Annotated in this window: 24 protein-coding genes; all 24 read left to right on the plus strand. The window is 49.1% G+C overall.

Annotated features, from left to right (window positions below; genetic code table 11):
• Position 1: 1 nt before the first annotated feature.
• The 24 genes from fcl to OVA10_RS10295 all read left to right on the plus strand — a co-directional run bounded on the left by fcl (position 2) and on the right by OVA10_RS10295 (position 25,709).
• Positions 2-967, plus strand: coding sequence for a GDP-L-fucose synthase (gene fcl, locus OVA10_RS10180; protein WP_100779614.1), 966 nt, complete (start codon positions 2-4; stop codon positions 965-967).
• Positions 968-969: 2 nt separating this feature from the next.
• The gene (locus tag OVA10_RS10185; protein ID WP_268195858.1) at positions 970-1,449 is read left to right on the plus strand and encodes a GDP-mannose mannosyl hydrolase; all 480 of its coding nucleotides are present in this window, start codon (positions 970-972) and stop codon (positions 1,447-1,449) included.
• Entirely contained in the window at positions 1,446-2,669 is a 1,224-nt protein-coding gene (wcaI, locus tag OVA10_RS10190) for a colanic acid biosynthesis fucosyltransferase WcaI (protein WP_268195859.1), read from the plus strand. Before OVA10_RS10185 ends, wcaI begins: the two co-directional genes overlap by 4 nt.
• Before the next feature lie 3 nt (positions 2,670-2,672).
• Entirely contained in the window at positions 2,673-4,109 is a 1,437-nt protein-coding gene (gene cpsB / locus OVA10_RS10195; RefSeq protein ID WP_100779617.1) for a mannose-1-phosphate guanyltransferase, read from the plus strand.
• Between the two features lie 110 nt (positions 4,110-4,219).
• The gene (gene cpsG, locus OVA10_RS10200) at positions 4,220-5,590 is read left to right on the plus strand and encodes a colanic acid biosynthesis phosphomannomutase CpsG (RefSeq protein ID WP_102104090.1); all 1,371 of its coding nucleotides are present in this window, start codon (positions 4,220-4,222) and stop codon (positions 5,588-5,590) included.
• Between the two features lie 48 nt (positions 5,591-5,638).
• Positions 5,639-7,033: an undecaprenyl-phosphate glucose phosphotransferase gene (wcaJ, locus tag OVA10_RS10205; RefSeq protein WP_100779619.1), complete on the plus strand. Its 1,395-nt coding sequence runs from the start codon at positions 5,639-5,641 to the stop codon at positions 7,031-7,033.
• 32 nt (positions 7,034-7,065) lie between these two features.
• Positions 7,066-8,547 (plus strand): colanic acid undecaprenyl disphosphate flippase WzxC, encoded by a 1,482-nt coding sequence (gene wzxC / locus OVA10_RS10210; RefSeq protein ID WP_268195860.1) that lies wholly within the window; start codon positions 7,066-7,068, stop codon positions 8,545-8,547.
• Positions 8,548-8,566: 19 nt separating this feature from the next.
• A complete protein-coding gene (wcaK, locus tag OVA10_RS10215; protein ID WP_100779621.1) occupies positions 8,567-9,847 on the plus strand; it encodes a colanic acid biosynthesis pyruvyl transferase WcaK in 1,281 nt (426 codons plus the stop codon).
• On the plus strand, positions 9,844-11,064 hold the full coding sequence (wcaL, locus tag OVA10_RS10220; protein WP_268195861.1) for a colanic acid biosynthesis glycosyltransferase WcaL: 1,221 nt from the start codon (positions 9,844-9,846) through the stop codon (positions 11,062-11,064). Before wcaK ends, wcaL begins: the two co-directional genes overlap by 4 nt.
• An 11-nt stretch (positions 11,065-11,075) precedes the next feature.
• Positions 11,076-12,473 carry a colanic acid biosynthesis protein WcaM gene (wcaM, locus tag OVA10_RS10225; RefSeq protein ID WP_268195862.1) on the plus strand — a complete coding sequence of 466 codons (1,398 nt, stop codon included), beginning with the start codon at positions 11,076-11,078 and terminating at the stop codon, positions 12,471-12,473.
• 180 nt (positions 12,474-12,653) lie between these two features.
• A complete protein-coding gene (locus tag OVA10_RS10230; protein WP_268195863.1) occupies positions 12,654-13,649 on the plus strand; it encodes an NAD-dependent epimerase/dehydratase family protein in 996 nt (331 codons plus the stop codon).
• A gap of 216 nt (positions 13,650-13,865) precedes the next feature.
• Entirely contained in the window at positions 13,866-14,762 is an 897-nt protein-coding gene (gene galF / locus OVA10_RS10235; protein WP_100779624.1) for a GalU regulator GalF, read from the plus strand.
• A 389-nt stretch (positions 14,763-15,151) separates the two neighbouring features.
• A complete protein-coding gene (gene rfbB, locus OVA10_RS10240; RefSeq protein WP_268195864.1) occupies positions 15,152-16,237 on the plus strand; it encodes a dTDP-glucose 4,6-dehydratase in 1,086 nt (361 codons plus the stop codon).
• On the plus strand, positions 16,237-17,136 hold the full coding sequence (rfbD, locus tag OVA10_RS10245; protein ID WP_268195865.1) for a dTDP-4-dehydrorhamnose reductase: 900 nt from the start codon (positions 16,237-16,239) through the stop codon (positions 17,134-17,136). Before rfbB ends, rfbD begins: the two co-directional genes overlap by 1 nt.
• Before the next feature lie 49 nt (positions 17,137-17,185).
• On the plus strand, positions 17,186-18,064 hold the full coding sequence (gene rfbA / locus OVA10_RS10250; protein WP_102104081.1) for a glucose-1-phosphate thymidylyltransferase RfbA: 879 nt from the start codon (positions 17,186-17,188) through the stop codon (positions 18,062-18,064).
• A gap of 3 nt (positions 18,065-18,067) precedes the next feature.
• Positions 18,068-18,616, plus strand: coding sequence for a dTDP-4-dehydrorhamnose 3,5-epimerase (rfbC, locus tag OVA10_RS10255; RefSeq protein ID WP_268195866.1), 549 nt, complete (start codon positions 18,068-18,070; stop codon positions 18,614-18,616).
• Position 18,617: 1 nt separating this feature from the next.
• Positions 18,618-19,037: a sugar 3,4-ketoisomerase gene (locus tag OVA10_RS10260; protein ID WP_102104079.1), complete on the plus strand. Its 420-nt coding sequence runs from the start codon at positions 18,618-18,620 to the stop codon at positions 19,035-19,037.
• Positions 19,015-19,482, plus strand: coding sequence for an acyltransferase (locus OVA10_RS10265; RefSeq protein WP_102104078.1), 468 nt, complete (start codon positions 19,015-19,017; stop codon positions 19,480-19,482). The genes OVA10_RS10260 and OVA10_RS10265 overlap by 23 nt, the downstream gene beginning before the upstream one ends.
• Complete coding sequence (locus OVA10_RS10270; RefSeq protein ID WP_268195867.1) at positions 19,472-20,578, plus strand: DegT/DnrJ/EryC1/StrS family aminotransferase; 1,107 nt, start codon at positions 19,472-19,474, stop codon at positions 20,576-20,578. Before OVA10_RS10265 ends, OVA10_RS10270 begins: the two co-directional genes overlap by 11 nt.
• Positions 20,575-21,852 carry an O-antigen translocase gene (locus OVA10_RS10275; protein WP_102104076.1) on the plus strand — a complete coding sequence of 426 codons (1,278 nt, stop codon included), beginning with the start codon at positions 20,575-20,577 and terminating at the stop codon, positions 21,850-21,852. The genes OVA10_RS10270 and OVA10_RS10275 overlap by 4 nt, the downstream gene beginning before the upstream one ends.
• Positions 21,839-22,702 carry a glycosyltransferase family 2 protein gene (locus tag OVA10_RS10280; protein WP_268195868.1) on the plus strand — a complete coding sequence of 288 codons (864 nt, stop codon included), beginning with the start codon at positions 21,839-21,841 and terminating at the stop codon, positions 22,700-22,702. The genes OVA10_RS10275 and OVA10_RS10280 overlap by 14 nt, the downstream gene beginning before the upstream one ends.
• Positions 22,695-24,008, plus strand: coding sequence for an O-antigen polymerase (locus tag OVA10_RS10285; RefSeq protein WP_146003466.1), 1,314 nt, complete (start codon positions 22,695-22,697; stop codon positions 24,006-24,008). The genes OVA10_RS10280 and OVA10_RS10285 overlap by 8 nt, the downstream gene beginning before the upstream one ends.
• Positions 24,001-24,873 carry a glycosyltransferase family 2 protein gene (locus OVA10_RS10290; RefSeq protein WP_102104073.1) on the plus strand — a complete coding sequence of 291 codons (873 nt, stop codon included), beginning with the start codon at positions 24,001-24,003 and terminating at the stop codon, positions 24,871-24,873. Before OVA10_RS10285 ends, OVA10_RS10290 begins: the two co-directional genes overlap by 8 nt.
• Positions 24,870-25,709: a glycosyltransferase gene (locus OVA10_RS10295; RefSeq protein WP_268195869.1), complete on the plus strand. Its 840-nt coding sequence runs from the start codon at positions 24,870-24,872 to the stop codon at positions 25,707-25,709. Before OVA10_RS10290 ends, OVA10_RS10295 begins: the two co-directional genes overlap by 4 nt.
• The last annotated feature ends 73 nt before the right edge of the window (positions 25,710-25,782 follow it).

The raw sequence follows: 25,782 nt of genomic DNA on the forward strand, positions 1-25,782 counted from the left end.
CATGACCAAACAACGTATTTTTGTCGCCGGTCATCGTGGAATGGTGGGATCGGCCATCGTTCGCCAGCTGGAACAGCGCGGCGATGCAGAGCTGATTCTTCGCACCCGCGACGAGCTGAACCTGCTGGACAGCCAGGCGGTGCAGCAGTTCTTTGCTAACGAACGCATTGACCAGGTGTATCTGGCGGCGGCGAAAGTGGGCGGCATTGTCGCCAACAACAGCTACCCGGCGGATTTCATCTACGAAAACATGATGATTGAGAGCAACATCATTCACGCGGCGCATCTGCACAATGTGAATAAGCTGCTGTTCCTCGGCTCATCCTGTATCTACCCGAAGCTGGCCAAACAGCCGATCGCTGAGAGCGAGCTGCTGCAGGGCACGCTGGAAGCAACGAACGAGCCGTATGCCATCGCCAAGATTGCCGGGATCAAACTGTGCGAGTCCTATAACCGCCAGTACGATCGCGACTATCGCTCGGTGATGCCGACCAATCTGTACGGGCCGCACGATAACTTCCACCCGAGCAACTCGCACGTGATCCCGGCGCTGCTGCGCCGCTTCCACGAAGCGACCGCCGCCAACACCCCTGATGTGGTGGTGTGGGGCAGCGGGACGCCGATGCGCGAATTCCTGCATGTGGATGACATGGCTGCCGCCAGCATTCACGTGATGGAACTGGATCGCGAGGTGTGGGCTGAAAACACCCAGCCGATGCTGTCGCACATCAACGTTGGCACCGGCGTGGATTGCACCATTCGCGAACTGGCGCAGACCATCGCCCAGGTGGTGGGCTACAAAGGCCGCGTGGTGTTCGACGCCACTAAGCCCGACGGCACACCGCGTAAATTGCTGGACGTGACGCGTCTGCACCAGCTCGGCTGGTATCACGAAGTGTCGCTCGAACAGGGACTGGCCAGTACGTACCAGTGGTTCCTGGAAAACCAGCATCGCTTCCGGGGGTAATCATGTTTTTAAGTCAGGAAGATTTTGCCACGGTAGTCCGCTCCACTCCGCTGATCTCCATCGATTTGATCGTGGAGAACGAACGCGGTGAGTTTCTGCTCGGTAAACGCACCAATCGCCCGGCACAAGGATTCTGGTTTGTTCCGGGAGGACGCGTGCAAAAGGATGAGACGTTAGACACTGCGTTTGAACGTCTCACCCTGGCGGAGCTGGGGCTGCGTCTGCCGATGGCGGCAGGCCAGTTTTACGGGGTTTGGCAGCACTTCTATGACGATAACTTTTCCGGCACCGATTTTAGCACCCATTACGTGGTGCTCGGTTTTCGCCTGAAGGTGAGTGAGGCAGACCTGCGTCTGCCTGATTCTCAGCACGACGATTACCGCTGGCTGGAACAGGCCGCGCTGCTGGCCAGTGACAATGTTCACGACAACAGTCGCGCCTACTTCCTGGCGGAACGGCAGGCTGAGGTGCCGGGACTATGAAGATTTTGGTCTACGGCATCAACTACTCGCCGGAGCTAACCGGTATCGGTAAGTACACCGGTGAGATGGTCGAATGGATGACCCGTCAGGGTCACGAGGTGCGGGTCATTACGGCCCCGCCTTACTACCCGGAATGGAAAGTCGGCGAGCGCTACTCCAGCTGGCGCTATCGCCGCGAGCAGGGTGACGCGACCGTCTGGCGCTGCCCGCTGTATGTGCCGAAACAGCCCTCGACGCTAAAACGCCTGCTGCATTTGGGAAGCTTTGCTCTGAGCAGTTTCTTCCCGCTGATGGCCCAGCGTCGCTGGAAGCCGGATCGCATTATTGGCGTGGTGCCGACGCTGTTTTGTACGCCAGGCATGCGCCTGCTGGGCAAACTCTCTGGCGCACGCACTCTGCTGCACATTCAGGATTATGAAGTCGACGCGATGCTCGGCCTCGGTATGGCCGGGAAAGGCAAGGGCGGGAAAGTCGCGAAACTGGCCAGCGCCTTTGAGCGCAGCGGCCTGCATAACGTCGATTACGTCTCAACCATCTCGCGCTCGATGATGAACAAAGCGCAGGAGAAGGGCGTCCCGGCGCAGAAAGTGATCTTTTTCCCAAACTGGTCCGAAGTGGCGCGTTTTCGCGACGTAACGGAGAGCGATGCGCTGGCGTTACGTACCCAGCTCGGTCTGCCTTCTGATCAAAAAATCATTCTTTACTCAGGCAACATCGGGGAAAAACAGGGGCTGGAAAGTGTTATCGACGCCGCGCAGCAGCTTCACAATCACCCGTGGATGTTTGTGATTGTCGGGCAGGGCGGTGGCAAAGCCCGGCTTGAGAAAATGGTCAGCGAACGCGGCCTGAACAATGTGAAATTTTTCCCGCTTCAGTCTTATGAGGCGCTGCCAGCCCTGCTGAAGATGGGCGATTGCCACCTGGTCGTGCAAAAGCGCGGCGCCGCAGATGCGGTTCTGCCCTCCAAGCTGACCAACATTTTGGCCGTCGGCGGCAATGCGGTGATCACCGCCGAGCCGGAGACCGAGTTAGGCCAGCTGTGCGACAGCTATCCGGGGATCGCCGTTTGCGTTGAGCCGGAATCGGTAACGGCGCTGGTCGCCGGAATTGAACAGGCTCTCGCGATGCCAAAAGAGAACACGGTGGCACGTGATTATGCCGAACGCACGCTCGAAAAAGAGAACGTGCTTAGCCAATTTATTGCAGATATACGGGGATGAATAATGAGTCAGAATAAATTGTACCCGGTCGTGATGGCGGGTGGCTCCGGTAGTCGGTTGTGGCCGCTGTCCCGCGTGCTCTATCCCAAGCAGTTCCTCTGCCTGAAAGGGGAACTCACCATGCTGCAAACGACGGTGTCTCGTCTGAACGGCGTGGAGTGCGAAAGTCCGGTGGTGATTTGCAACGAGCAGCACCGCTTTATTGTCGCCGAACAGCTGCGTCAGCTGAACAAGCTGACGGAAAATATCATTCTGGAACCGGCAGGCCGTAATACTGCCCCGGCGATCGCCCTGGCGGCACTGGCCGCGCGACGCAGCAGCCCGGATTGCGATCCGCTGATGCTGGTGCTGGCGGCTGACCATGTGATTCAGCAGGAAGACGCCTTCCGTAACGCGGTGCGCGCCGCCATTCCTTACGCCGAAAGCGGCAAACTGGTGACCTTCGGCATCGTGCCGGATCTCCCGGAAACCGGCTACGGCTATATCCGTCGCGGCGATGTAACGACCGGAGAAGGCGACAGTGTGGCCTTTAACGTGGCGCAGTTTGTCGAAAAACCGAATCTGGAAACTGCTCAGGCCTATGTCGGCAGCGGCGAATACTACTGGAACAGCGGGATGTTCCTGTTCCGCGCCGGGCGCTATCTGGAAGAGCTGGAAAAATATCGCCCGGATATTCTCCGCGCCTGCGAAAAAGCGATGGCGGTGGTAGACCCGGATCTCGACTTTATCCGCGTGGATGAAGCGGCGTTCCTCGCCTGCCCGGAAGAGTCAGTGGATTACGCGGTAATGGAACGCACGGCGGACGCGGTGGTGGTGCCGATGGATGCGGGCTGGAGCGATGTCGGCTCCTGGTCCTCTCTGTGGGAAATCAGCGCCCATACGGCGGAAGGCAACGTCCATCATGGCGATGTCATTAGCCACAAAACCGAAAACAGCTATGTCTATGCGGAATCCGGCCTGGTCACCACGGTTGGCGTCAAAGATCTGGTGGTTGTACAGACCAAAGACGCGGTGCTGATTGCCGACCGAAACTCCGTCCAGGACGTCAAAAAAGTCGTTGAGCAGATTAAAGCTGATGGCCGTCATGAGCATCACATTCACCGCGAAGTGTACCGTCCGTGGGGCAAATATGACTCCATCGACGCGGGCGATCGCTATCAGGTGAAGCGCATTACCGTGAAACCGGGCGAGGGGCTTTCTGTGCAGATGCATCATCATCGCGCGGAACACTGGGTGGTGGTCGCGGGGACGGCGAAAGTCACCATTGATGGTGAGATCAAACTGCTTGGCGAAAACGAATCTATCTATATTCCGCTGGGCGCGACGCACTGTCTGGAAAACCCAGGAAAAATTCCTCTCGATCTGATCGAAGTGCGATCCGGCTCCTATCTGGAAGAGGACGATATTGTCCGGTTCCAGGATCGGTACGGGCGGGTTTAGCACCGCTTAACAATGCCCGGTGGCACTGCGCCATCCGGCAAATAACGACAACGATAATTTTTGGCCACTTTCTGGTCAGGGCCGACTGTTGCCTGAAGAAGGGTAAAAACATGAATAAGTTAACCTGTTTCAAAGCCTACGATATTCGCGGCAAATTGGGTGAAGAGCTGAATGAAGATATCGCGTGGCGCATTGGCCGCGCGTACGGCGAATACCTGAAACCGAAAACCATTGTGCTCGGCGGCGATGTGCGTCTCACCAGCGAAGCGCTGAAACTGGCGCTGGCAAAGGGGCTGCAGGACGCCGGTGTGGATGTGCTTGATATCGGCCTGTCCGGCACCGAAGAGATCTATTTCGCCACCTTCCACCTGGGCGTGGACGGCGGCATCGAAGTCACCGCCAGCCATAATCCGATGGATTACAACGGCATGAAGCTGGTGCGCGAAGGCGCGCGTCCGATCAGCGGCGACACTGGGCTTCGCGACGTGCAGCGTCTGGCGGAAGCCAACGACTTCCCGCCGGTGAACGAGGCCGCGCGCGGCAGCTATCAGCAGATTGATCTGCGCAACGCGTATATCGACCATCTGCTGGGGTATATCAACGTGGCAAACCTCAAGCCGCTGAAGCTGGTGATTAACTCCGGCAACGGCGCGGCGGGTCCGGTGGTTGACGCCCTTGAAGCCCGCTTTAAGGCGCTGAACGTGCCGGTCACCTTTGTGAAAGTCCACAACACCCCGGATGGCAACTTCCCGAACGGGATCCCGAACCCGCTGCTGCCAGAGTGCCGCGACGATACCCGCAACGCGGTAATCGAGCACGGCGCGGATATGGGGATTGCCTTTGACGGCGATTTCGACCGCTGCTTCCTGTTCGATGAAAAAGGTCAGTTTATCGAGGGCTATTACATTGTCGGCCTGCTGGCTGAAGCCTTCCTTGAGAAAAACCCGGGGGCGAAAATCATTCACGACCCCCGTCTCTCCTGGAACACCGTCGATGTGGTCAGCGCTGCGGGCGGCACGCCGGTGATGTCGAAGACCGGTCACGCGTTCATTAAAGAGCGCATGCGCGAAGAAGACGCCATTTATGGTGGCGAGATGAGCGCCCATCACTACTTCCGTGATTTTGCCTACTGCGACAGCGGGATGATCCCGTGGCTGCTGGTGACCGAGCTGCTGTGCCTGAAGGGGCAAACGCTGGGCGAACTGGTGCGCGACCGCATGGCGGCGTTCCCGGCGAGCGGCGAAATCAACAGCAAGCTGGAACAACCAGCCGAGTCTATCGCCCGCGTCGAGCAGCATTTTGCCCTGCACGCCCTCGAAATCGACCGTACGGATGGGATCAGCATGTCGTTCCCGCAGTGGCGCTTTAACTTGCGCTCGTCGAACACCGAGCCGGTGGTACGCCTGAACGTGGAGTCGCGTGCCGACGTTCCGCTGATGGAGGCACGAACGCAGGACATTCTGGCGCTGTTGAAACAGTGATCATTGCCCTCTCCCGATGGGAGAGGGAACCCGATAACAGGAACAACGATGACAAATCTAAAAAAGCGCGAGCGAGCCAAAACGAATGCATCGTTAATCTCTATGGTGCAGCGTTTTTCTGATATCACCATCATGTTCGGTGGGCTGTGGGTGGTGTGTCAGCTAAGCGACCTGTCGTTTTTATACATGCATCTGTTGATGGCGCTGCTGGCGCTGGTGGTCTTTCAGATGATTGGCGGGATGACCGATTTTTATCGCTCTTACCGTGGCGTCAAAATCACCACCGAGCTGATGTTACTTCTGCAAAACTGGACCTTAAGCCTGATTTTCAGCGCCGGGCTGGTGGCATTCAGCAGCGACTTTGATAACAGCCTGAAAACCTATCTTTGCTGGTACGCGTTAACCAGCGTCGGGATGGTGGTCTGCCGTTCCCTGATCCGCTTTATCGCAGGCTGGCTGCGTAACCGCGGCTATAACAAGCGTTACGTGGCGGTGGCCGGCGATCTGCCCGTGGGGCAGGCGCTGCTGGACAGTTTTCGCAAAGAGCCGTGGCTGGGCTTCGACGTGGTGGGGGTGTATCACGATGCTAAACCGGGCGGCGTGACGTCGGACTGGGCGGGTAACTACGACCAGCTGATCGAAGATGCGCGCGCGGGCAAAATTCACAACGTCTATCTCGCCCTGAAAATGAGCGAAGAGTCCTGTATCAAACACCTGATGCGTGAGCTGGCCGACACGACCTGCTCGGTGATCCTGATCCCTGACGTGTTTACCTTCAACATTTTGCACTCGCGTATTGAAGAAGTGAACGGCGTGCCGGTGGTACCGCTGTATGACACGCCGCTCTCCGGGATCAACCGTCTGCTCAAGCGCGCAGAAGATATCGTGCTCTCCTCTTTGATTTTGCTGCTGATCTCCCCGGTGCTGTGCGGCATTGCGCTGGCGGTCAAAATCACCTCGCCAGGCCCGGTGATCTTCCGCCAGACCCGCTACGGGATGGACGGCAAGCCGATCATGGTGTGGAAATTCCGCTCGATGAAGGTGATGGAAAACGACAGGGTCGTGACTCAGGCCACGCAGAACGATCCGCGCGTCACCCGCGTGGGCAACTTCCTTCGCCGCACGTCCCTCGACGAACTGCCGCAGTTTATCAACGTGCTGACCGGCGGAATGTCGATTGTCGGGCCACGTCCGCATGCGGTGGCGCATAACGAGCAGTATCGTGCGCTGATCGAGGGCTACATGCTGCGTCACAAAGTGAAGCCAGGCATTACCGGCTGGGCGCAAATCAACGGCTGGCGCGGCGAAACCGACACGCTGGAAAAAATGGAAAAACGCATTGAATTCGATCTGGAATACATCCGCGAGTGGAGCGTCTGGTTCGATATCAAAATCGTGTTTCTGACCATCTTTAAGGGCTTTGTTAATAAAGCCGCGTATTAAGTGCCTGATGGAACAGGCTTAAAGGAGTGGTCATGAGTTTACGTGAAAAAACCATCAGCGGGGCCAAGTGGTCGGCGATGGCCACCACCATCATCATCATCGGCCTCGGGCTGGTGCAGATGACGGTGCTGGCGCGGATTATTGATAATCACCAGTTCGGCCTGCTGACGGTCTCGCTGGTGATTATCGCGCTGGCGGATACCCTGTCGGACTTCGGCATTGCCAACTCGATTATTCAGCGCAAAGAGATCAGTCATCTTGAACTCACGACCCTTTACTGGCTGAACGTCGGGCTGGGGATTGCGGTGTTTGTGGTGGTGTTTCTGCTGAGTGACGTTATCGGTGATGTGCTGAACAACCCGGATCTTGCGCCGCTTATCCGCACCCTGTCGTTTGCCTTTGTGGTGATCCCGCACGGTCAGCAGTTCCGCGCGCTGATGCAAAAAGAGCTGGAGTTCAACAAGATCGGCATGATCGAGACTACCTCGGTGCTGGCAGGTTTTACCTTCACCGTGGTCAGCGCCCATTTCTGGCCGCTGGCGATGACGGCGATCCTCGGGTATCTGGTCAACACGGCGGTGCGTACGCTGCTGTTCGGCTTCTTTGGACGAAAGATTTACCGTCCCGGTTTTCACTTTTCGCTGGCGTCCGTCTCCTCCAATCTGCGTTTCGGCGCGTGGCTGACTGCCGACAGCATTATCAACTACGTAAATACCAATCTCTCCACGCTGGTGCTGGCACGTATTCTGGGTGCCAGCGTCGCGGGTGGCTATAACCTGGCGTACAACGTGGCGGTTGTACCGCCGATGAAACTCAACCCGATCATTACCCGCGTGCTGTTTCCGGCGTTCGCCAAAATTCAGGACGACACGGACAAGCTGCGCGTGAACTTCTACAAGCTGCTGTCGGTGGTGGGGATTATTAACTTCCCGGCGCTGCTCGGGCTGATGGTGGTCTCCAATAACTTCGTTCCGCTGGTGTTTGGCGAGAAGTGGAGCGGGATTATCCCGATCCTGCAGCTGTTGTGCGTGGTGGGCCTGCTGCGTTCCGTCGGTAACCCGATTGGTTCCCTGCTGATGGCCAAAGCGCGCGTCGATATCAGCTTCAAATTCAACGTCTTTAAAACGTTCCTGTTTATTCCGGCGATTATCGTCGGCGGGCACATGGCGGGCGCGATTGGTGTAACGCTTGGCTTCCTGCTGGTGCAGATAATCAACACCGTGCTGAGCTACTTCGTGATGATTAAACCGGTGCTCGGCTCCAGCTATCGCCAGTACATCCTGAGCCTGTGGCTGCCGTTTTATCTGTCGCTACCGACGCTGGCTGTGAGCTACGGATTAGGGTTTGTGCTCAACGGACATCTGCCGCTGGGCGCGTTGCTGGCGGTGCAGATCGCCGCCGGTGCGCTGGCGTTTGTGGTGATGATTGTGCTGTCCCGTAATGCGCTGGTGGTTGAGATGAAGCGCCAGTTTTGTCGCAGCGAAAAAATGAAAACATTGCTTCGTGCAGGCTGATTTTTTTTAAGAGGTCATTATGAAATTACTGATTCTGGGCAACCATACCTGCGGCAACCGTGGCGATAGCGCCATTCTGCGCGGTCTGCTGGATGCCATTAACACACTCGAGCCTGAGACAGAAGTGGATGTGATGAGCCGCTATCCGGTGAGCTCGTCGTGGTTACTCAACCGCCCGGTGATGGGCGATCCGCTCTACAGCCAGATGAAACAGCACAACACTGCCGCAGGCGTCGTGGGTCGCGTGAAAAAAGTGCTGCGTCGCCGCTATCAGCATCAGGTGCTGCTGTCGCGTGTCACCGACACCGGCAAGCTGCGCAACATTGCTATCGCCCAGGGGTTTACCGATTTTGTGCGCCTGCTGTCGGGCTATGACGCCATTATTCAGGTTGGCGGGTCGTTCTTTGTCGATCTCTACGGCGTGCCGCAGTTCGAGCATGCGCTCTGCACCTTTATGGCGAAAAAGCCGCTGTTTATGATTGGCCACAGCGTCGGGCCATTCCAGGACCCACAGTTTAACCAGCTGGCGAACTATGTGTTTGGCCACTGCGATGCGCTGATCCTGCGCGAATCCGTGAGTCTGGATCTGATGAAGCGCAGCGAAATTGATACCTCAAAAGTTGAGCACGGGGTGGATACGGCCTGGCTTGTGGATCACCAGAACGATAACTTTGAGGCCAGCTATGCGGTTCAGCACTGGCTGAACGTGGCGGCGAAACAGAAAACCGTGGCTATTACCCTGCGTGAACTGGCGCCGTTCGATAAGCGTCTGGGCACCACTCAGGCGGCTTACGAGCAGGCGTTCGCCGACGTGGTGAATCGCGTGCTCGACAGCGGCTATCAGGTGCTGGCGCTCTCCACCTGTACGGGCATCGACAGCTACAACAAAGATGACCGGATGGTGGCGCTGAACCTGCGCAACCTGGTGAACGATCCGTCGCGCTACCACGTGGTGATGGATGAGCTTAACGATCTGGAGATGGGCAAGCTGCTTTCCGCCTGCGACCTGACGGTGGGCACACGCCTGCATTCAGCGATTATCTCCATGAACTTTGGCACGCCAGCTATCGCCATCAACTATGAACACAAATCAGCGGGCATTATGCAGCAGCTGGGCATGCCGGAGATGGCGGTGGATATACGCCATCTGCTGGACGGTTCCCTGGGCGCGATGGTGGGCGATACGCTCGGCCAGCTTCCGGCAATCAATGAACGCCTGGCGCACGCGGTGAAAGCCGAGCGGGAAAACGGGATTAGCATGGTCAAATCCGTCCTCGATCGCATCGGGGAGGGTAAATGAAGGTTGGTTTCTTCTTGCTGAAATTCCCGCTCTCGTCGGAGACCTTTGTGCTGAACCAAATCACCGCGTTTATCGATATGGGATATGACGTGGAGATTGTCGCCCTGCAAAAGGGCGATACGCAGAATACCCATGCGGCCTGGACGCAGTATGATCTTGCGGCGAAAACCCGCTGGCTGCAGGATGAGCCACAGGGCCGCCTGGCGAAGCTACGCTTCCGTGCTGGCCAGACGTTGCGCGGGATGCATCGCACATCAACCTGGCGGGCGCTCAACGTTTCCCGCTACGGCGCTGAAGCGCGCAACCTGATCCTCTCCTCGATTCGCGGGCAAACGGCCCGGCCATTTCGCGCCGATGTGTTTATCGCCCACTTTGGCCCGGCAGGCGTGACGGCAGCAAAACTGCGCGAGCTGGGGGTGATTGACGGCAAAATCGCGACCATTTTCCACGGGATCGACATCTCCAGCCATGAGGTGTTGAACCATTACACCGGTGAATATCAGCAACTGTTTCGTCGCGGCGACATGATGCTGCCGATCAGCGAACTCTGGGCCGGACGGCTGAAAACCATGGGCTGTCCGTCCGATAAAATCACCGTGTCGCGAATGGGCGTGAACATGGAGCGCTTTACCCAGCGCCCGGTGAAAGTGCCGGGTAAACCGCTGCAAATTATCTCTGTGGCGCGTCTCACCGAGAAAAAAGGGCTGCACGTGGCGATTGAAGCCTGTCGTCAGCTCAGGGCGCGTGGGGTGGATTTTCACTACCGCATTCTCGGGATTGGCCCGTGGGAGCGCCGCTTGCGCACGTTGATCGAGCAATACCAGCTGGAAGGTTTTGTTGAGATGCCGGGCTTTAAGCCGAGTCATGAAGTCAAAGCCATGCTCGACGACGCCGATGTGTTCCTGCTGCCGTCCGTGACCGGTGCGGATGGCGATATGGAGGGAATTCCTGTGGCCCTGATGGAGGCGATGGCGGTGGGTATTCCGGTGGTCTCCACCGTGCACAGCGGCATCCCGGAGCTGATCGAGCCTGGCCATTCCGGCTGGCTGGTGCCGGAAAATAACGCGGTCGCGCTTGCCGACAGGCTGGCCGCGTTCAGCGATATTGACCAGCAGGAGCTGGCGCCGGTGCTGCATAACGCGCGGCAAAAAGTCGAAACCGAATTTAATCAGCAGGTAATAAATCGTCAGTTAGCGAGCCTGTTACAAACGCTATAAGCCGAGGTGGTATGCTGAAAAAAATAACCCGACGCAACTTTGTGACCGCCTGCTCGCTGCTGGCCGCGACGCCGTTGCTCACGACACGTCTCGCACGCGCGGCGGGCAGCGGCACGGTCGATATCAGTCAGTACAATCGCAAGGACTGGATCGCTGCTTTTAAGCAGGCCTTTGTCGACGGCGATACCGTGGTGGTTCCGGCGGGACTCACCTGCGAGAACATCAACACCGGAATATTTATCCCCGAGGGTAAAACCCTGCTGATTCGCGGGGTGCTCACCGGCAACGGGCGTGGGCGCTTTGTGTTACAGGAGGGCAGCAAGGTGATCGGCGAAGGGAAGGGCCGCACGGAAAACATCACCCTGGATGTGCGCGGCTCTGACTGCGTGATTCAGGGGCTGGCGATGAGCGGCTTTGGCCCGGTGACGCAGATTTACATTGGCGGTAAAAAACCGCGGGTGATGCGGAATTTGCTGATCGATAACATCAGCGTGTCGCAGGCCAACTACGCCATTCTACGTCAGGGATTCCATAATCAGGTCGACGGCGCGCGGATCACGAACAGCCGTTTCAGCCATTTGCAGGGCGATGCGATCGAATGGAACGTCGCCATTAACGACCGCAATATCCTGATCTCTGACCATGTGATCGACAATATCAACTGTACCAACGGCAAGATCAACTGGGGCATCGGCATTGGCCTCGCCGGGAGTACCTACGATAACGACTACCCGGAAAAGCAGACCGTGAAGAACTTTGTGGTGGCGAACATTACGGGCAGTAACTGTCGGCAACTGGTGCATGTGGAAAACGGTAAGCACTTTATTATTCGTAATGTGAAAGCCAAAAACATCACCCCGGATTTCAGTAAAAAAGCCGGGATTGATAACGCCACGGTGGCGATTTATGGCTGCGATAACTTTGTCATCGATAATGTTGATATGGTCAACAGCGCCGGGATGCTGATCGGCTACGGGGTGGTTAAGGGCGATTACCTGTCGATTCCGCAAAACTTCAGGCTCAACAATATCCGCCTGGATAATCGACAGCTGGCGTACAAATTGCGCGGCATACAGATTTCATCGGGCAACGCGACCTCGTTTGTCGCCATCACTAACGTGGAGATGCAGCGCGCGACACTTGAGTTGCACAACAAACCGCAGCACCTGTTTTTACGCAACATCACCGTGATGCAGCAGGCGACAGTCGGGCCCGCGCTGAAGATGAATTTTGACCTGCGCAAAGACGTGCGCGGCAAGTTTATGGCGAAAGATGAGACCTTGCTCTCACTGGCGAATATTCATGCGGTCAATGAAAAAGGGCAGAGTTCGGTGGATATCGACCGGGTGGATCAGCAGGTGGTGAATGTGGAGAGGCTGAATTTTTCCCTTCCTCAAAAGCAAAGATAACTTTTCTGCTGCATCAAAATACCGTAGCCCCCTAAGAATTTGTTACTGAAGTCACTCTTCTTAGGGGCTATAATCCGTGCCATTACTGTTTGAAGTTTATCTGGTCTACAGGCTGGCACCTCAGGGAATAGATGTATAAATGACCAGAGGACGCTCTACATCTAACTTATTGAGTGGTTTATGAACGATAAAGTTTTATTTATTGGCGCATCTGGTTTTGTTGGGACCCGTCTGATTGAGATTTCTCAGGCAAATTTCGATGTGACCAATTTCGACAAGCAACAAAGTCATTTTTACTCTGAGATCACTGTGTCTGGTGATGTTCGCAATCAGGAACAACTCGACCTGGCGCTTGCTGGATTTAACACCGTTGTGCTGCTTGCTGCTGAGCACCGCGATGACGTTAGCCCGACGTCACTTTATTATGATGTCAATGTTCAGGGGACGCGTAACGTACTGGCAGCAATGGAAAAAAATAATGTAAACAACATCATTTTTACCAGTTCCGTCGCCGTTTACGGACTCAATAAAGTGAATCCGGATGAGACTCATCAGCAAGACCCGTTTAATCATTATGGAAAGAGCAAATGGCAGGCGGAAGAGGTGTTGCGTGAATGGTTCGATAAAGCGCCTCAGGAACGCTCGCTGACCATTGTTCGACCAACTGTGATCTTCGGCGAGCGCAACCGCGGTAATGTCTACAATCTGCTGAAGCAAATCGCAGGGGGTAAATTTGCCATGGTTGGAGCAGGCACGAATTATAAATCGATGGCTTATGTTGGCAACATCGTTGAGTTTATTAAATTTAAGCTCACGAACGTCAAGCCTGGCTATGACGTATATAACTATGTCGACAAGCCTGATCTGAATATGAATCAGCTAGTAGCAGAAGTTGAGAAAAGTCTCAGCAAAAAAATCCCGTCGGTTCATCTACCTTACCCATTAGGTATGTTAGGCGGGTATTGCTTTGACGTATTGAGCAAAATTACGGGCAAAAAGTACGCTATCAGTTCTGTTCGTGTTAAGAAGTTCTGTGCCACAACGCAATTCGATGCAACGAAAGTGCATAGTTCTGGCTTTATAGCACCCTACACCCTTTCTCAGGGACTCGATCGTACGTTGAAACACGAGTTCGTCCACGAGAAAAAGGATGACATCACATTTGTATCTGAATGAGTGGCTGGTAGCTACGATTATTCGGAAAAACTGGTGGAGTAACATCTACCATGCAGGATTCCGATAATTCTGGCTCTCACCTTATCGTGTAAAGGGTAAGTTAGGTGAGTATTCGCTACAATGTGATTCGCATGCGACGTTTATCAGGACTCTTCAGCTAGGCTGTTTTCCGGTAAGAGTCTATAATTCGTCAACCATTTTAAGGTGGAAGAAATAATGATTAATTTGAAAGCAGTCATTCCGGTAGCGGGCTTGGGCATGCATATGCTGCCAGCCACAAAAGCGATTCCTAAAGAGATGCTGCCGATCGTTGACAAGCCGATGATCCAGTACATCGTCGACGAGATTGTTGCTGCAGGGATCAAAGAAATCGTTCTGGTGACTCACTCTTCCAAGAATGCGGTAGAGAACCACTTCGACACCTCTTACGAACTCGAAGCGCTGCTTGAGCAGCGCGTTAAGCGTCAGCTTCTGGCCGAAGTGCAGTCCATCTGCCCGCCAGGGGTGACCATCATGAACGTGCGCCAGGCACAGCCGCTGGGCCTTGGGCATTCCATTCTCTGCGCGCGTCCGGTTGTCGGTGACAATCCGTTTATCGTGGTGCTGCCAGACATCATTCTGGACAATGCTTCAGCCGATCCGCTGCGCTATAACCTCGCCGCTATGGTGGCGCGTTTCAATGAAACGGGCCGTAGCCAGGTGCTGGCGAAACGCATGAAAGGCGATCTGTCTGAGTACTCTGTGATTAAAACCAAAGAGCCGCTGGATTCAGAAGGTCAGGTGAGCCGTATTGTTGAATTCATCGAAAAACCCGATCAGCCGCAGACACTGGCTTCTGACCTGATGGCAGTAGGCCGCTATGTGCTGAACGCTGATATCTGGGCCGAGCTGGAAAAAACGGAACCCGGTGCCTGGGACCGTATTCAGCTGACGGATGCCATTGCAGAACTGGCGAAAAAACAGTCGGTTGATGCGATGCTGATGACCGGTGACAGCTACGACTGCGGTAAGAAAATGGGCTATATGCAGGCGTTTGTGAACTATGGGCTGCGCAACCTGAAGGAAGGGGCGAAGTTCCGTAAGAGCATTGAGAAGATGCTGACGAGCGAGTGATAATTCAGGCCTCGTAAGCGCGCAGCACGAAAGTAGCGGCAACCGATCATTCTGAGTGAAGGCAAATCCTCAAGAATGCTCGTTGCCGTTTTTTGTTTTTAAAGTTCCCACATTACAATAAGTTAGCTGTTGTTTTTTTGGGCGACTTGATAAGGATTTCTACTTGTTTCTGACGCCGATAAGGACGACAATTAACGGACTTCTATGGTTGTCCAGTGGCGTCTGACGCCCAAAAAATGACCATAAGTGAACACATTTTGCGAATCTACTCAGTGCACTGGTAGCTGTTAAGCCAGGGGCGGTAGCGTGCATATTTTCTGTCTTCGCTCATATTACTCTGAATTCAGAACATCAATATCCCGATATATTCAATCAACGGAATAGCTAACGTGAAAATTCTTGTTACTGGCGGAGCTGGTTTTATTGGCTCTGCAGTTGTGCGGCATATTATTAAAAATACCCAGGATGAAGTGGTTAACGTTGATAAGTTGACCTATGCCGGTAACCTGGAATCACTTGCAGAAGTGAGTGACAGCAAGCGTTACGCGTTTGAGCAGGCAGACATCTGCGATAAAGCGGCGATGGAGCGCATTTTTGCTGAGCACAAACCTGATGCTGTCATGCATTTGGCTGCTGAAAGCCACGTGGATCGTTCCATTACGGGGCCTGCTGCATTTATCGAAACCAATATAGTCGGGACTTATGTCCTGCTGGAAGCCGCGCGCGCATACTGGTCTGCGTTGAATGAAGAGGCAAAAGCCGCATTCCGCTTCCACCACATTTCGACTGACGAAGTGTATGGCGATCTGCCCCATCCTGATGAGCACCCGGCTTCAACCGAGCTGCCGCTGTTCACTGAAACAACGGCTTATGCGCCGAGCAGCCCGTATTCCGCGTCCAAAGCGTCAAGCGATCATCTGGTTCGCGCATGGCTGCGTACTTATGGTTTCCCAACAATTGTGACTAACTGTTCTAACAACTACGGTCCCTATCATTTCCCGGAAAAACTGATCCCGCTGGTTATCCTCAACGCTCTGGACGGTAAAGCATTGCCGATTTATGGCAAAGGCGATCAGATTCGTGACTGGCTGTATGTTGAAGATCATGCCCGTGCTCTCTATACCGTAGCCACTCAAGGTAAGCCGGGTGAGACGTACAACATTGGCGGCCATAACGAGAAGCAGAACCTTGATGTCGTTCATACCATCTGCGATCTGTTGGATGAAATCGTACCGAAAGATGGCTCCTATCGCGATCAGATTACTTATGTGACCGACCGTCCGGGTCACGACCGCCGCTATGCAATCGATGCACATAAAATTGGTCAAGAACTGGGCTGGCAACCGCAAGAGACGTTTGAGAGCGGGATTCGCAAAACAGTTAAATGGTATCTCAGTAATCAGGATTGGGTGAACAACGTGAAAAGCGGGGCTTACAAAACCTGGATTGAGCAGAATTATGGAGAGCGCCAGTAATGAACATTCTCCTGTTTGGTAAAACAGGGCAGGTGGGCTGGGAATTACAGCGCGCCCTCGCTCCCCTTGGTAACCTGATCGCCCTGGATGTCCATTCAAAAGACTATTGTGGTGACTTTAGCAATCCTGAAGGTATTGCCGAGACGGTGCGTGCGATTAGGCCTGATGTGATCGTCAACGCAGCTGCACATACTGCGGTGGACAAGGCCGAATCCGAGCGAGATTTCGCTGAGCTACTGAACGCAACAAGTGTTGAAGCGATTGCAAAAGAAGCTGCCAAGATTGGTGCCTGGGTTGTTCATTACTCCACAGATTATGTCTTCCCTGGCGACGGCGAGACGCCCTGGCAGGAAACCGATACAACGGCACCGCTGAACGTTTATGGTCAGACTAAACTTAACGGCGAAAAAGCGCTGCAGGAGAATTGTGCTAAGCATCTGATTTTCCGCACCAGTTGGGTATACGCCGGTAAAGGGAATAACTTTGCTAAAACGATGCTGCGCCTGGCAAAAGAGCGGACTGAGCTGTCAGTGATCAACGATCAGATTGGTGCCCCTACGGGAGCTGAGCTGTTAGCTGATTGTACCGCGCACGCTATTCGTGTGGCGCTGGCAAAACCCGAAGTGGCTGGGCTGTATCATCTTGTAGCATCAAATACCACAACCTGGTACGACTACGCCGCACTGGTGTTCGAACAAGCTCGAGAAGCGGGTATTGAATTGGCAATCGAAAAATTGAATGCCGTTCCGACATCAGCGTATCCGACTCCGGCAAAACGGCCGCAAAATTCACGCCTGAACACCGAAAAGTTCCAACGGAACTTTGATCTGGTATTGCCGTCCTGGGATATTGGCGTGAAACGTATGCTCGCTGAGCTGTTTACCGCTCAATCTATTTAATTATTTTAAATGCCCTTTAGAGGGCATTTTGTGTTTATAGAGAAAATTGATGACTACGCGTAAAGGTATTATTCTGGCTGGTGGTTCTGGCACTCGTCTTTATCCTGTGACAATGGCGGTAAGTAAACAATTGCTGCCTATCTATGATAAACCAATGATTTATTATCCATTGTCGACACTGATGTTGGCGGGAATTAAAGATATTCTGATCATCAGTACACCGCAGGATACGCCGCGCTTTGAGCAACTGCTCGGCGATGGCAGCCAGTGGGGGCTGAACCTGCAATATAAAGTGCAGCCAAGCCCTGATGGACTGGCGCAGGCCTTTATTATTGGCGAAGAGTTCATTGGTGACGATAGCTGCGCGCTGGTGCTGGGCGATAACATTTTCTATGGTCATGACCTGCCAAAACAGCTTGAAGCTGCGTTGAATAAAGATGCTGGTGCAACGGTCTTTGCCTATCACGTTAACGACCCTGAACGCTATGGCGTTGTGGAGTTTGATAAAAACGGTACGGCCATCAGCCTGGAAGAAAAACCGCTGGAGCCTAAGAGTAACTATGCCGTAACGGGTCTCTATTTCTACGATAACGATGTTGTAGAAATGGCGAAAAACCTGAAACCTTCTGCGCGCGGTGAGTTGGAAATCACGGATATCAACCGTATTTATCTGGAGCAGGGGCGTCTTTCAGTTGCCATGATGGGACGCGGTTATGCCTGGCTGGATACCGGTACACACCAGAGCCTGATCGAGGCAAGTAACTTTATTGCGACAATTGAAGAGCGTCAGGGGCTGAAAGTTTCCTGCCCGGAAGAGATTGCGTATCGTAAAGGTTTTATCGACGCTGATCAGGTTAAGAAACTGGCAGAGCCGTTGAAGAAAAATGCATACGGTCAGTACCTGCTGAAAATGATTAAAGGCTATTAAGCAATGAATGTGATTAAGACTGATATTCCAGATGTTTTGATTTTTGAACCGAAAGTATTTGGTGATGATCGTGGTTTTTTCTTTGAAAGTTTTAATCAAAGGGTCTTTGAGCAAGCTGTTGGAAGGCAAATAAATTTCGTTCAGGATAACCATTCTAGATCATCCAAAGGTGTTTTACGGGGGCTGCATTATCAACTTTCGCCTTCTGCACAAGCAAAATTGGTCCGCTGTTTACATGGCGCAATTTATGATATTGCAGTCGATATCCGAGAAGGTTCTTCAACTTTTGGGCATTGGGTTGGTGTAGAACTCACCGCTGAAAACAAAAAGCAGATTTGGATTCCTGAAGGTTTTGCACATGGTTTCATTGCTCTCAAGGATGACTCGGAAATTTTGTACAAAACAAATAACTATTACTCTAAAGAAAATGAAAGAGCAATTCGTTGGGATGATAGTCAATTAGCAATTGAATGGCCAATTGATCCACTGATCATTTCAGAAAAAGACAATCAGGCATGTTTCTTTAACGAAGCACAAATATTCAGGAACTAAAATGGACATCAAAATTATCCCACTCCAGGCTCATGGAGATGATCGAGGTTCACTGATTGCCTTAGAGGAAGAAAATAATATTCCTTTCGAAATCAAGCGTGTTTATTACATGTTCAACACCAAAGAAGGTGTAAGACGTGGGTTGCACGCGCATCGGAAACTTAAGCAGGTTGCTATCGCGATGCGTGGATCATGTCGATTTGTTTTAGATGATGGAAAGGAGCGTGTAGAAATTTTGTTGGATAATCCAGCACAAGGTTTACTTATCGACTCATGTATGTGGCGTGAAATGTATGATTTTTCAGAGGACTGCGTGCTAATGGTATTGGCAGACAGTCACTATGATGAGAATGACTATATTCGAGATTACGATGCGTTCCTGGATAAGGTAAACAAAAATGTATGTTCATCCCTTAAGTGATGTTCAGACCAATGATATCGGTGAAGGAACAAGGATATGGCAATTTTCTGTTATTTTAGCTGGCGCTAAAATCGGTAAAGATTGCAATATCTGTGCCCATACCTTGGTGGAAGGTAAAGTTGAAATAGGTGACCGTGTGACAGTTAAATCCGGGGTCTATATTTGGGATAATACCGTTATTGAAGATGACGTTTTTATTGGCCCATGTGTCACTTTTACCAATGACAAATATCCTCGTTCCAAAAATCATAGTAAAGAGTTTGACACTATTCATGTAAAAAAAGGCGCTTCCATCGGAGCTAATGTCACTATTCTTCCGGGAATTACCTTAGGAGAAAAGTGTATGGTCGGAGCAGGTTCTGTTGTTACAAAAGATGTTGCAGATTATTCTATCGTATATGGTAATCCAGCTAAAATAATGGGTATATCTAAAAATGGAAATTGAATTTCTGAGTCTTAAAAATGTAAATTCTCGTTTTAATGCTGAATTAAAAGACGCTTGCGCGAGGGTCATCGATTCGGGTTGGTATATCGCAGGAAAGGAGTTGGATTCCTTTGAAACAGAATTTGCCCAATGGTGTGGTTCAAAGCATTGTGTTGGTGTTGCCAATGGCCTGGATGCATTAATACTGACAATTCGTGCATGGAAATTACTCGGTAAATTGCATGAAGGCGATGAGATTCTGGTACCAGCTAATACTTATATTGCTACAGTATTAGCGATAAGTGAGAATGGTCTTAAGCCAGTTTTTGTGGAGCCTGACGCCAGTACATATAATCTGACGTTGGCCGGTATAGAGAAAGCTGCAACGGTTAGAACTAAAGCAATCATTGCTGTTCATCTGTATGGTCGAATTTGCCCGATGGATGAAATTATGGCTTTTGCAAAAGAAAATAACTTGCTGGTTCTTGAAGATTCAGCACAGGCTCATGGTGCTAGCATCGGCAACAAGCGTGCAGGCTCATGGGGACATGCTAGCGGTTTTAGTTTTTATCCTGGTAAAAATTTGGGAGCTCTTGGGGATGCTGGTGCAATAACAACTAACGACGATGAGCTTAATCAGGTCCTGCGTGCATTACGTAATTATGGCTCCCACAAAAAATATGAGAATATTTTCAAGGGTGTTAACAGTCGCCTCGATGAAATGCAGGCTGCAATGTTACGTGTAAAACTCAAATACCTGGATGAAGATACCGATATTCGAAAGAAAATTGCAGAGAAATATATAGCAGGTATTAAAAACCCTTATTTACAGTTGCCACTTAATGATATTGAAGAGCGAAGCGTCTGGCATCTTTTTGTTATTAAAACAAAATTTAGAAAACAGCTCTCTGATTTCTTAGCTGAACTTGCCATTCAGACTTTAATTCATTATCCAATTCCACCACACAAGCAAAAAGCGTATTCAGAATATAATGATTTAAGTTACCCTCTGACTGAATCCATTCATGAAGAAGTAATTTCAATACCGATCGATCCAACTATGGATGATGCGCAAATAAATTATGTCATTGAAAAACTGAATGAGTTTCAGGCATGAAAAAACTGTTGAGTGTAACCTTTTTTACGGGGTTACTTACTTTAAGCAGAATGATGGCCGGATTTTTGGTATCGAAAATCATTGCAGTGTATACAGGAACAACCGGAATGGCATTGTTGGGTCAGGCGCAAAATCTGATTACTATGCTCAACGGAATTATTAACGCACCTACAAGCAATGCCATTGTAAGATATACATCTGAAAATTGCGATAGTGGTTATACTGCATGCTCGCCATGGTGGCGAGCATCAGTGCAATGGGTGGCCGTATTTTGTGTTTCTCTTGTTCCTGTTGGATTATTACTCTCAAAGCATATTTCAAACTGGTTATTCGAAGTTCCTAATTATGGCTGGTTAATCTGCGTAATGTTTTTGACGCTACCATTTTCTGCAATGGCAACGTTAATAAATTCTGTCATTAATGGTCATCAACATTACAAACGATTTGTAACACTTGGTATTATATCGGTTATTATGTCAACAACCATTATGGTTGCTCTGATCATTATGTGGGGTGTTAATGGTGCACTTATTGCTGCATCTGTACAGTCAGGGCTTATTGGCATCGTGATGCTTATCTCCTGTTTAAGGCAACCGTGGTTAAAGCTGACATATTGGTGGGGAGAAACTGAATCAGAGAATAGAAAAAAAGTCGGTGGATATATTTTAATTGCAATTGCATCTGCAGTTAGCATGCCATTGGCGTTAATAGCTGTTAGGAAAATTATTATTTCTCATGTAGGTTGGGATGCTGCCGGACAATGGCAAGCAGTGTGGAAGATTTCAGAAGTCTATCTCAGTGTAATGACGATGGCTTTGGGGATTTATTTTTTACCACAGCTAGCGAAACTCAAATCGTACAATGATATACGAGCTGAGATTAATAATACTGCCATAATAATTATACCAATTGTTATTCTAATGGCTGTCGGTGTGTATTTGTTTCGCGACCTGGCGATCACTATTCTTTTTACTGAAAAATTTCGCGCTGCGCGAGAGCTCTTTGCTATCCAGCTTGTAGGCGATGTTCTGAAGATCACAAGTTGGCTTTATGCTTATCCGATGATATCCCGCGGTGCCACAAAATGGTTTGTAAGTAGTGAGGTGTTTTTTGCTGGGTCATTAGTGCTATTAACTTCTGCTTTGGTTCCTCATTTTGAAACAAATGGTGCTAATATTGCGTATGCAATAAATTACATCATCTATTTAGTTTTTGTTTTTTTTGCCATGAAATATATTATCCGGGATAAAAAAGATAGTTATGAATCTACCTAAAGTAAGCGTATTGATACCATGCTATAACCATGAAAAATATATTGCAAAATGTCTTGACGGTGTTAGAGCGTCGTATTCCGGGGAAATTGAAGTTATCATCTGCGATGATAAGTCAAAAGATCACTCCGTTAAAATAATTGATAACTACATTAACATTCATAATAATAGTCATATTTCTTTTATTTTTATTAAAAACCATGTAAACTTGGGGGTTACAAAAACATTAAATATTTGTGCTGGTTATGCTACTTCTGAGTATATTTATGTAATTGCCAGCGATGATTACCTCCTTGAAGGTGGCTTAACTCAGGCTATGAAGTTGTTGCTTAAAGCATGTGCAGATGCAGTTATAAGCGATTGCATCGTGGTGGATGGAGATAATGCGGTAATCTGTCAAAGTGCTTTTTTTGGATATCGGAATGCATCCATAAAAAGGCTGAAAAAAAATATAGCGGAAGAGCTAGTTTTCAATTGGGTTGTTCCTGGGCCTGCATTATTGCAAAAAAAATCCACATATGTTGAATTGAGTGGATACAATGAGACATTAAGAGCAGAGGACCGGGATTATTTTCTTAGATTATTAGCAGATAAAAAAGTTATTTTCAATAAACGGTGCATTGCTGGATATCGGGTGCATTTGCATAATGCTAGCCGCAGTGGTGACTATCTAAAAGTAGCTAATGCAGAATTTAATAAAGTAAACTATTCTGCAAGTGTTTTATATAATGGCCTTGCAAGAATATATCTTAAAACTTATTGGCTTGATTTGAAAAAATATCCTGTGTTTATAACCTCTAAAATCCGTAAGATTATTAAGATGTTATATATTCTACGAGGTTTATATGGATAAGGCTACTTTCGCGGATTTATATGCGAGTCATCTTGGTTTTGGTTTACCTATTACATTAATAACAATATTTTCTGTTTATTTCTTATTAAGAAAACAAATTTATAGCTTATTTGATCCAATAAATTTTCTGATCATTGCTGGTGGTTCAGGGTATTCAGTTGTCTTCTTTTTGTACTCTCTTGGTTATATTTCCGATTACTATTTCTATTCTTTCCTTGCCACTCAGATCGCTTTCTTTTTTGGAGTATTATCGAATAGAAAAATTCCAGCGAAAAAAATTCGATCTTCTCAATTAGCTCCACTGCCTACGTATTCTGGATTTATAACAGTAATTTATCCACTCTCCGTTATATTATTCATCGTTTGTCAATTTGTTGTGTACTATACCAGTGGTATTCCGTTATTAATGGCTTCTCGGCTAGAAATATTTTCTGGTGGTGGTGGGTTTGGCATGGTGAACCGTGTGATACAGGTAACACAAGTCATTGCTATAGCCGTCGCATTCTATCGACTCCTTTTTATTAATAAAGGAGTTTTGTATAAAATGACTGATTTCATTGTAATTATGTTTGGTTTACTTGTTGCTGTTTTAAGTGGATCAAAAGCTGCAGTACTCTTTATAATATTCAGTCTAAGCTACGTTGCAATTTTTTCACATAGGTTCGCAGTATCACCGCGAGTATTCAAAAAAATAAATACAATTTCATTTGTCTTATTCATTCTTGGTTTTTTTGGTGGTGTAATTACTATCATATATCAAACAGGGAACTCTGATCTAAACACAGCTGTTTCTGTACTTGCAATGAGATTTATTAATACGGGGGATATATATTATATGTCCTATCCGTATGGGCAAATTGAAAACATGGAATCTGGTAACTTTTTCCTGGCATTATTTAAGGATTTTTTTGGAGCTTTCAGGATATTAGATTGGGATAAACTGCCAGTTAACCTCGGGTTACAGGTGTTTTGGAGTCATTATAATACTGACATGGTTTCCGGGCCGAATCCAAGACATAATGTTTTTGGATTATTTTATTTAGGTCCTGTATTGTCTGTTTTTTATTCTTTTGTAATTGGATATCTCTTTAGTTTTATTCGGAATAAAATTTTATTGAAAACAAAGCCCGATTTTTTGGGGCTAATATTTTATGTTTTGCTCGCTTCGAATACTATTTACATGGAGCAGGATATGACCTATGCAATAGGGCAATTAATATCAATTATGATGGTGTATTTGCCCCTGTATGGAATTTCACGATTCATGGCATTTGCTAGTCAAAAACCGAGAGCTATTAATGGATAAGGTATTTTCTTTAATTACTACATATCAACCGGAAATTGAAAGTCTGAGAGTTTTAGTTGATAATTTATTAAGGCAAACTGATTTTGTAGTTATTTCAAATAATTCAAATTTTGATATTTCAGTGGATGAAATTAATACAAGCTTATCACTGCATATTATCAACTTCGGTAAAAATCTCGGTATTGCTGAGGCTCAGACTATTGGGATGAAATGGGCATTTGAAAACGGCGCTAATTTTGTTTTACAAATGGATCAAGACAGTACACCGCATGAAAATATGGTTCAAGAACTGATTAACTGTTATAACGAAATGGTTTCTGCAGGTGAAAATCCCGGTTTGGTTGGTGTACAAGATTATGATAAAATAACAGGGCAAGTGAATCAGGCTCGAGTAAAAAAAGGTACCCCTATCACTGATAGCTATTTCGATGTTGATAGTACGCTAAGTTCAGGTAGTCTTATACCAAAAAAAGCTTGGGAAGTTATTGGTGGCATGCGCGACGATCTCTTCATAGATGCGGTGGACCATGAGTACTGTTGGAGACTTAGGTATGCCGGTTTCAAGGTAATTCGTAATAAAAATGCGTTACTTGCACATCGATTAGGTGATGGCCGTTTTAAAATAATGAATGTAGTATCCGTTGGTATGCCAAGTCCTTTCAGACATTACTATGCTACACGTAATATTTTCCTTTTATTAAATGAAAAGCATGTGCCATTTTTTTGGAAAATTTCAAGTCTAATTAAGCTTTCTGGGAAAGTTATATTTTATCCAATGTTCTTACCAAAAGGCAAAGAACGCTTAAAATTTTTCATCAAAGGAATATCTGATGGTATTGCTGGGCGTAGTGGAATAATGAAATGAGTCTAGTGACAGAACAATTTTCAGTATTAATCAGCATCTACAAAGATGATGAACCTCGCTATCTTGAGGTTGCGTTAAGATCAATTTATGACATTCAAACTCGTAAGCCTGAGCAAATTGTTATTGTTGCAGACGGGCAGCTAGCGCAAGCACAAATTGATGTGATTGAAAGTTTTGGGAAAGAGGTATCAGAAAGGCTTATTACTTTTGTGCAACTTCCACAAAACGTTGGTTTAGCTGCTGCTCTGAATGCTGGCCTCCACTGTTGCCGTAATGAGTATGTTGCGCGAATGGACGCAGATGATATTTCACTGCCTGCTCGTTTTGAAAGACAAATTGATTTTTTTCAACATCATCCAGACATAGATGTATGTGGAACCTATATTGATGAAATAGATACCACTTCTGAAGAATATATTTCAACACGCAAGGTCCCTTTGAGTCATAAAGATATTGTTATCTTTGCCAAAAAGAGAAGTGCCGTTAGTCATCCGTCAGTCATGTTTAAAAAAAGTACAGTACTTTCAGTTGGGGGTTATCCATCCTTTCGAAAATCTCAGGATTTTGCGTTGTGGAGTCTATTGCTCGTCAATAATGCTAAATTTGCTAATATCCCGGAAGTATTGCTTAAGATGAGATCCGGACGTGATCTGATGGCTCGCCGTGGAATTTCCTATCTGAAATATGAGCTTCAGGTTATGAGTTTCCAGCGAAACATTAACTTTATTACAACAGCGCAATTTTTGAAATTCGCATTATTGCGAACAGTTTTCCGTATCATCCCTGGAAGAATGAAAAAAGCTTTGTATCAGATTGTTAGAAACCGTCAAGGCTAGTTTATTCGCAGATGTTGGACGATTTTTATCCACCAAATCATTAATGGCACAGTGGGTTAAACACGCTACTATC

This window comes from Lelliottia sp. SL45, assembly GCF_026672535.1.
GTDB lineage: Bacteria > Pseudomonadota > Gammaproteobacteria > Enterobacterales > Enterobacteriaceae > Enterobacter > Enterobacter nimipressuralis.

Bases quoted from the DNA above. Each gene is read 5' to 3' on its own strand.
- OVA10_RS10270 (WP_268195867.1), top strand. From the start codon at position 19,472: ATGGAAATTGAATTTCTGAGTCTTAAAAATGTAAATTCTCGTTTTAAT.
- OVA10_RS10280 (WP_268195868.1), top strand. From the start codon at position 21,839: ATGAATCTACCTAAAGTAAGCGTATTGATACCATGCTATAACCATGAA.
- wcaL (WP_268195861.1), top strand. From the start codon at position 9,844: ATGAAGGTTGGTTTCTTCTTGCTGAAATTCCCGCTCTCGTCGGAGACC.
- galF (WP_100779624.1), top strand. From the start codon at position 13,866: ATGATTAATTTGAAAGCAGTCATTCCGGTAGCGGGCTTGGGCATGCAT.
- OVA10_RS10285 (WP_146003466.1), top strand. From the start codon at position 22,695: ATGGATAAGGCTACTTTCGCGGATTTATATGCGAGTCATCTTGGTTTT.
- rfbA (WP_102104081.1), top strand. From the start codon at position 17,186: ATGACTACGCGTAAAGGTATTATTCTGGCTGGTGGTTCTGGCACTCGT.
- OVA10_RS10230 (WP_268195863.1), top strand. From the start codon at position 12,654: ATGAACGATAAAGTTTTATTTATTGGCGCATCTGGTTTTGTTGGGACC.
- wzxC (WP_268195860.1), top strand. From the start codon at position 7,066: ATGAGTTTACGTGAAAAAACCATCAGCGGGGCCAAGTGGTCGGCGATG.
- wcaJ (WP_100779619.1), top strand. From the start codon at position 5,639: ATGACAAATCTAAAAAAGCGCGAGCGAGCCAAAACGAATGCATCGTTA.
- OVA10_RS10290 (WP_102104073.1), top strand. From the start codon at position 24,001: ATGGATAAGGTATTTTCTTTAATTACTACATATCAACCGGAAATTGAA.
- rfbD (WP_268195865.1), top strand. From the start codon at position 16,237: ATGAACATTCTCCTGTTTGGTAAAACAGGGCAGGTGGGCTGGGAATTA.
- wcaI (WP_268195859.1), top strand. From the start codon at position 1,446: ATGAAGATTTTGGTCTACGGCATCAACTACTCGCCGGAGCTAACCGGT.
- OVA10_RS10295 (WP_268195869.1), top strand. From the start codon at position 24,870: ATGAGTCTAGTGACAGAACAATTTTCAGTATTAATCAGCATCTACAAA.
- wcaM (WP_268195862.1), top strand. From the start codon at position 11,076: ATGCTGAAAAAAATAACCCGACGCAACTTTGTGACCGCCTGCTCGCTG.
- cpsG (WP_102104090.1), top strand. From the start codon at position 4,220: ATGAATAAGTTAACCTGTTTCAAAGCCTACGATATTCGCGGCAAATTG.
- OVA10_RS10260 (WP_102104079.1), top strand. From the start codon at position 18,618: ATGGACATCAAAATTATCCCACTCCAGGCTCATGGAGATGATCGAGGT.
- rfbC (WP_268195866.1), top strand. From the start codon at position 18,068: ATGAATGTGATTAAGACTGATATTCCAGATGTTTTGATTTTTGAACCG.
- cpsB (WP_100779617.1), top strand. From the start codon at position 2,673: ATGAGTCAGAATAAATTGTACCCGGTCGTGATGGCGGGTGGCTCCGGT.
- fcl (WP_100779614.1), top strand. From the start codon at position 2: ATGACCAAACAACGTATTTTTGTCGCCGGTCATCGTGGAATGGTGGGA.
- wcaK (WP_100779621.1), top strand. From the start codon at position 8,567: ATGAAATTACTGATTCTGGGCAACCATACCTGCGGCAACCGTGGCGAT.
- OVA10_RS10275 (WP_102104076.1), top strand. From the start codon at position 20,575: ATGAAAAAACTGTTGAGTGTAACCTTTTTTACGGGGTTACTTACTTTA.
- OVA10_RS10185 (WP_268195858.1), top strand. From the start codon at position 970: ATGTTTTTAAGTCAGGAAGATTTTGCCACGGTAGTCCGCTCCACTCCG.
- OVA10_RS10265 (WP_102104078.1), top strand. From the start codon at position 19,015: ATGTATGTTCATCCCTTAAGTGATGTTCAGACCAATGATATCGGTGAA.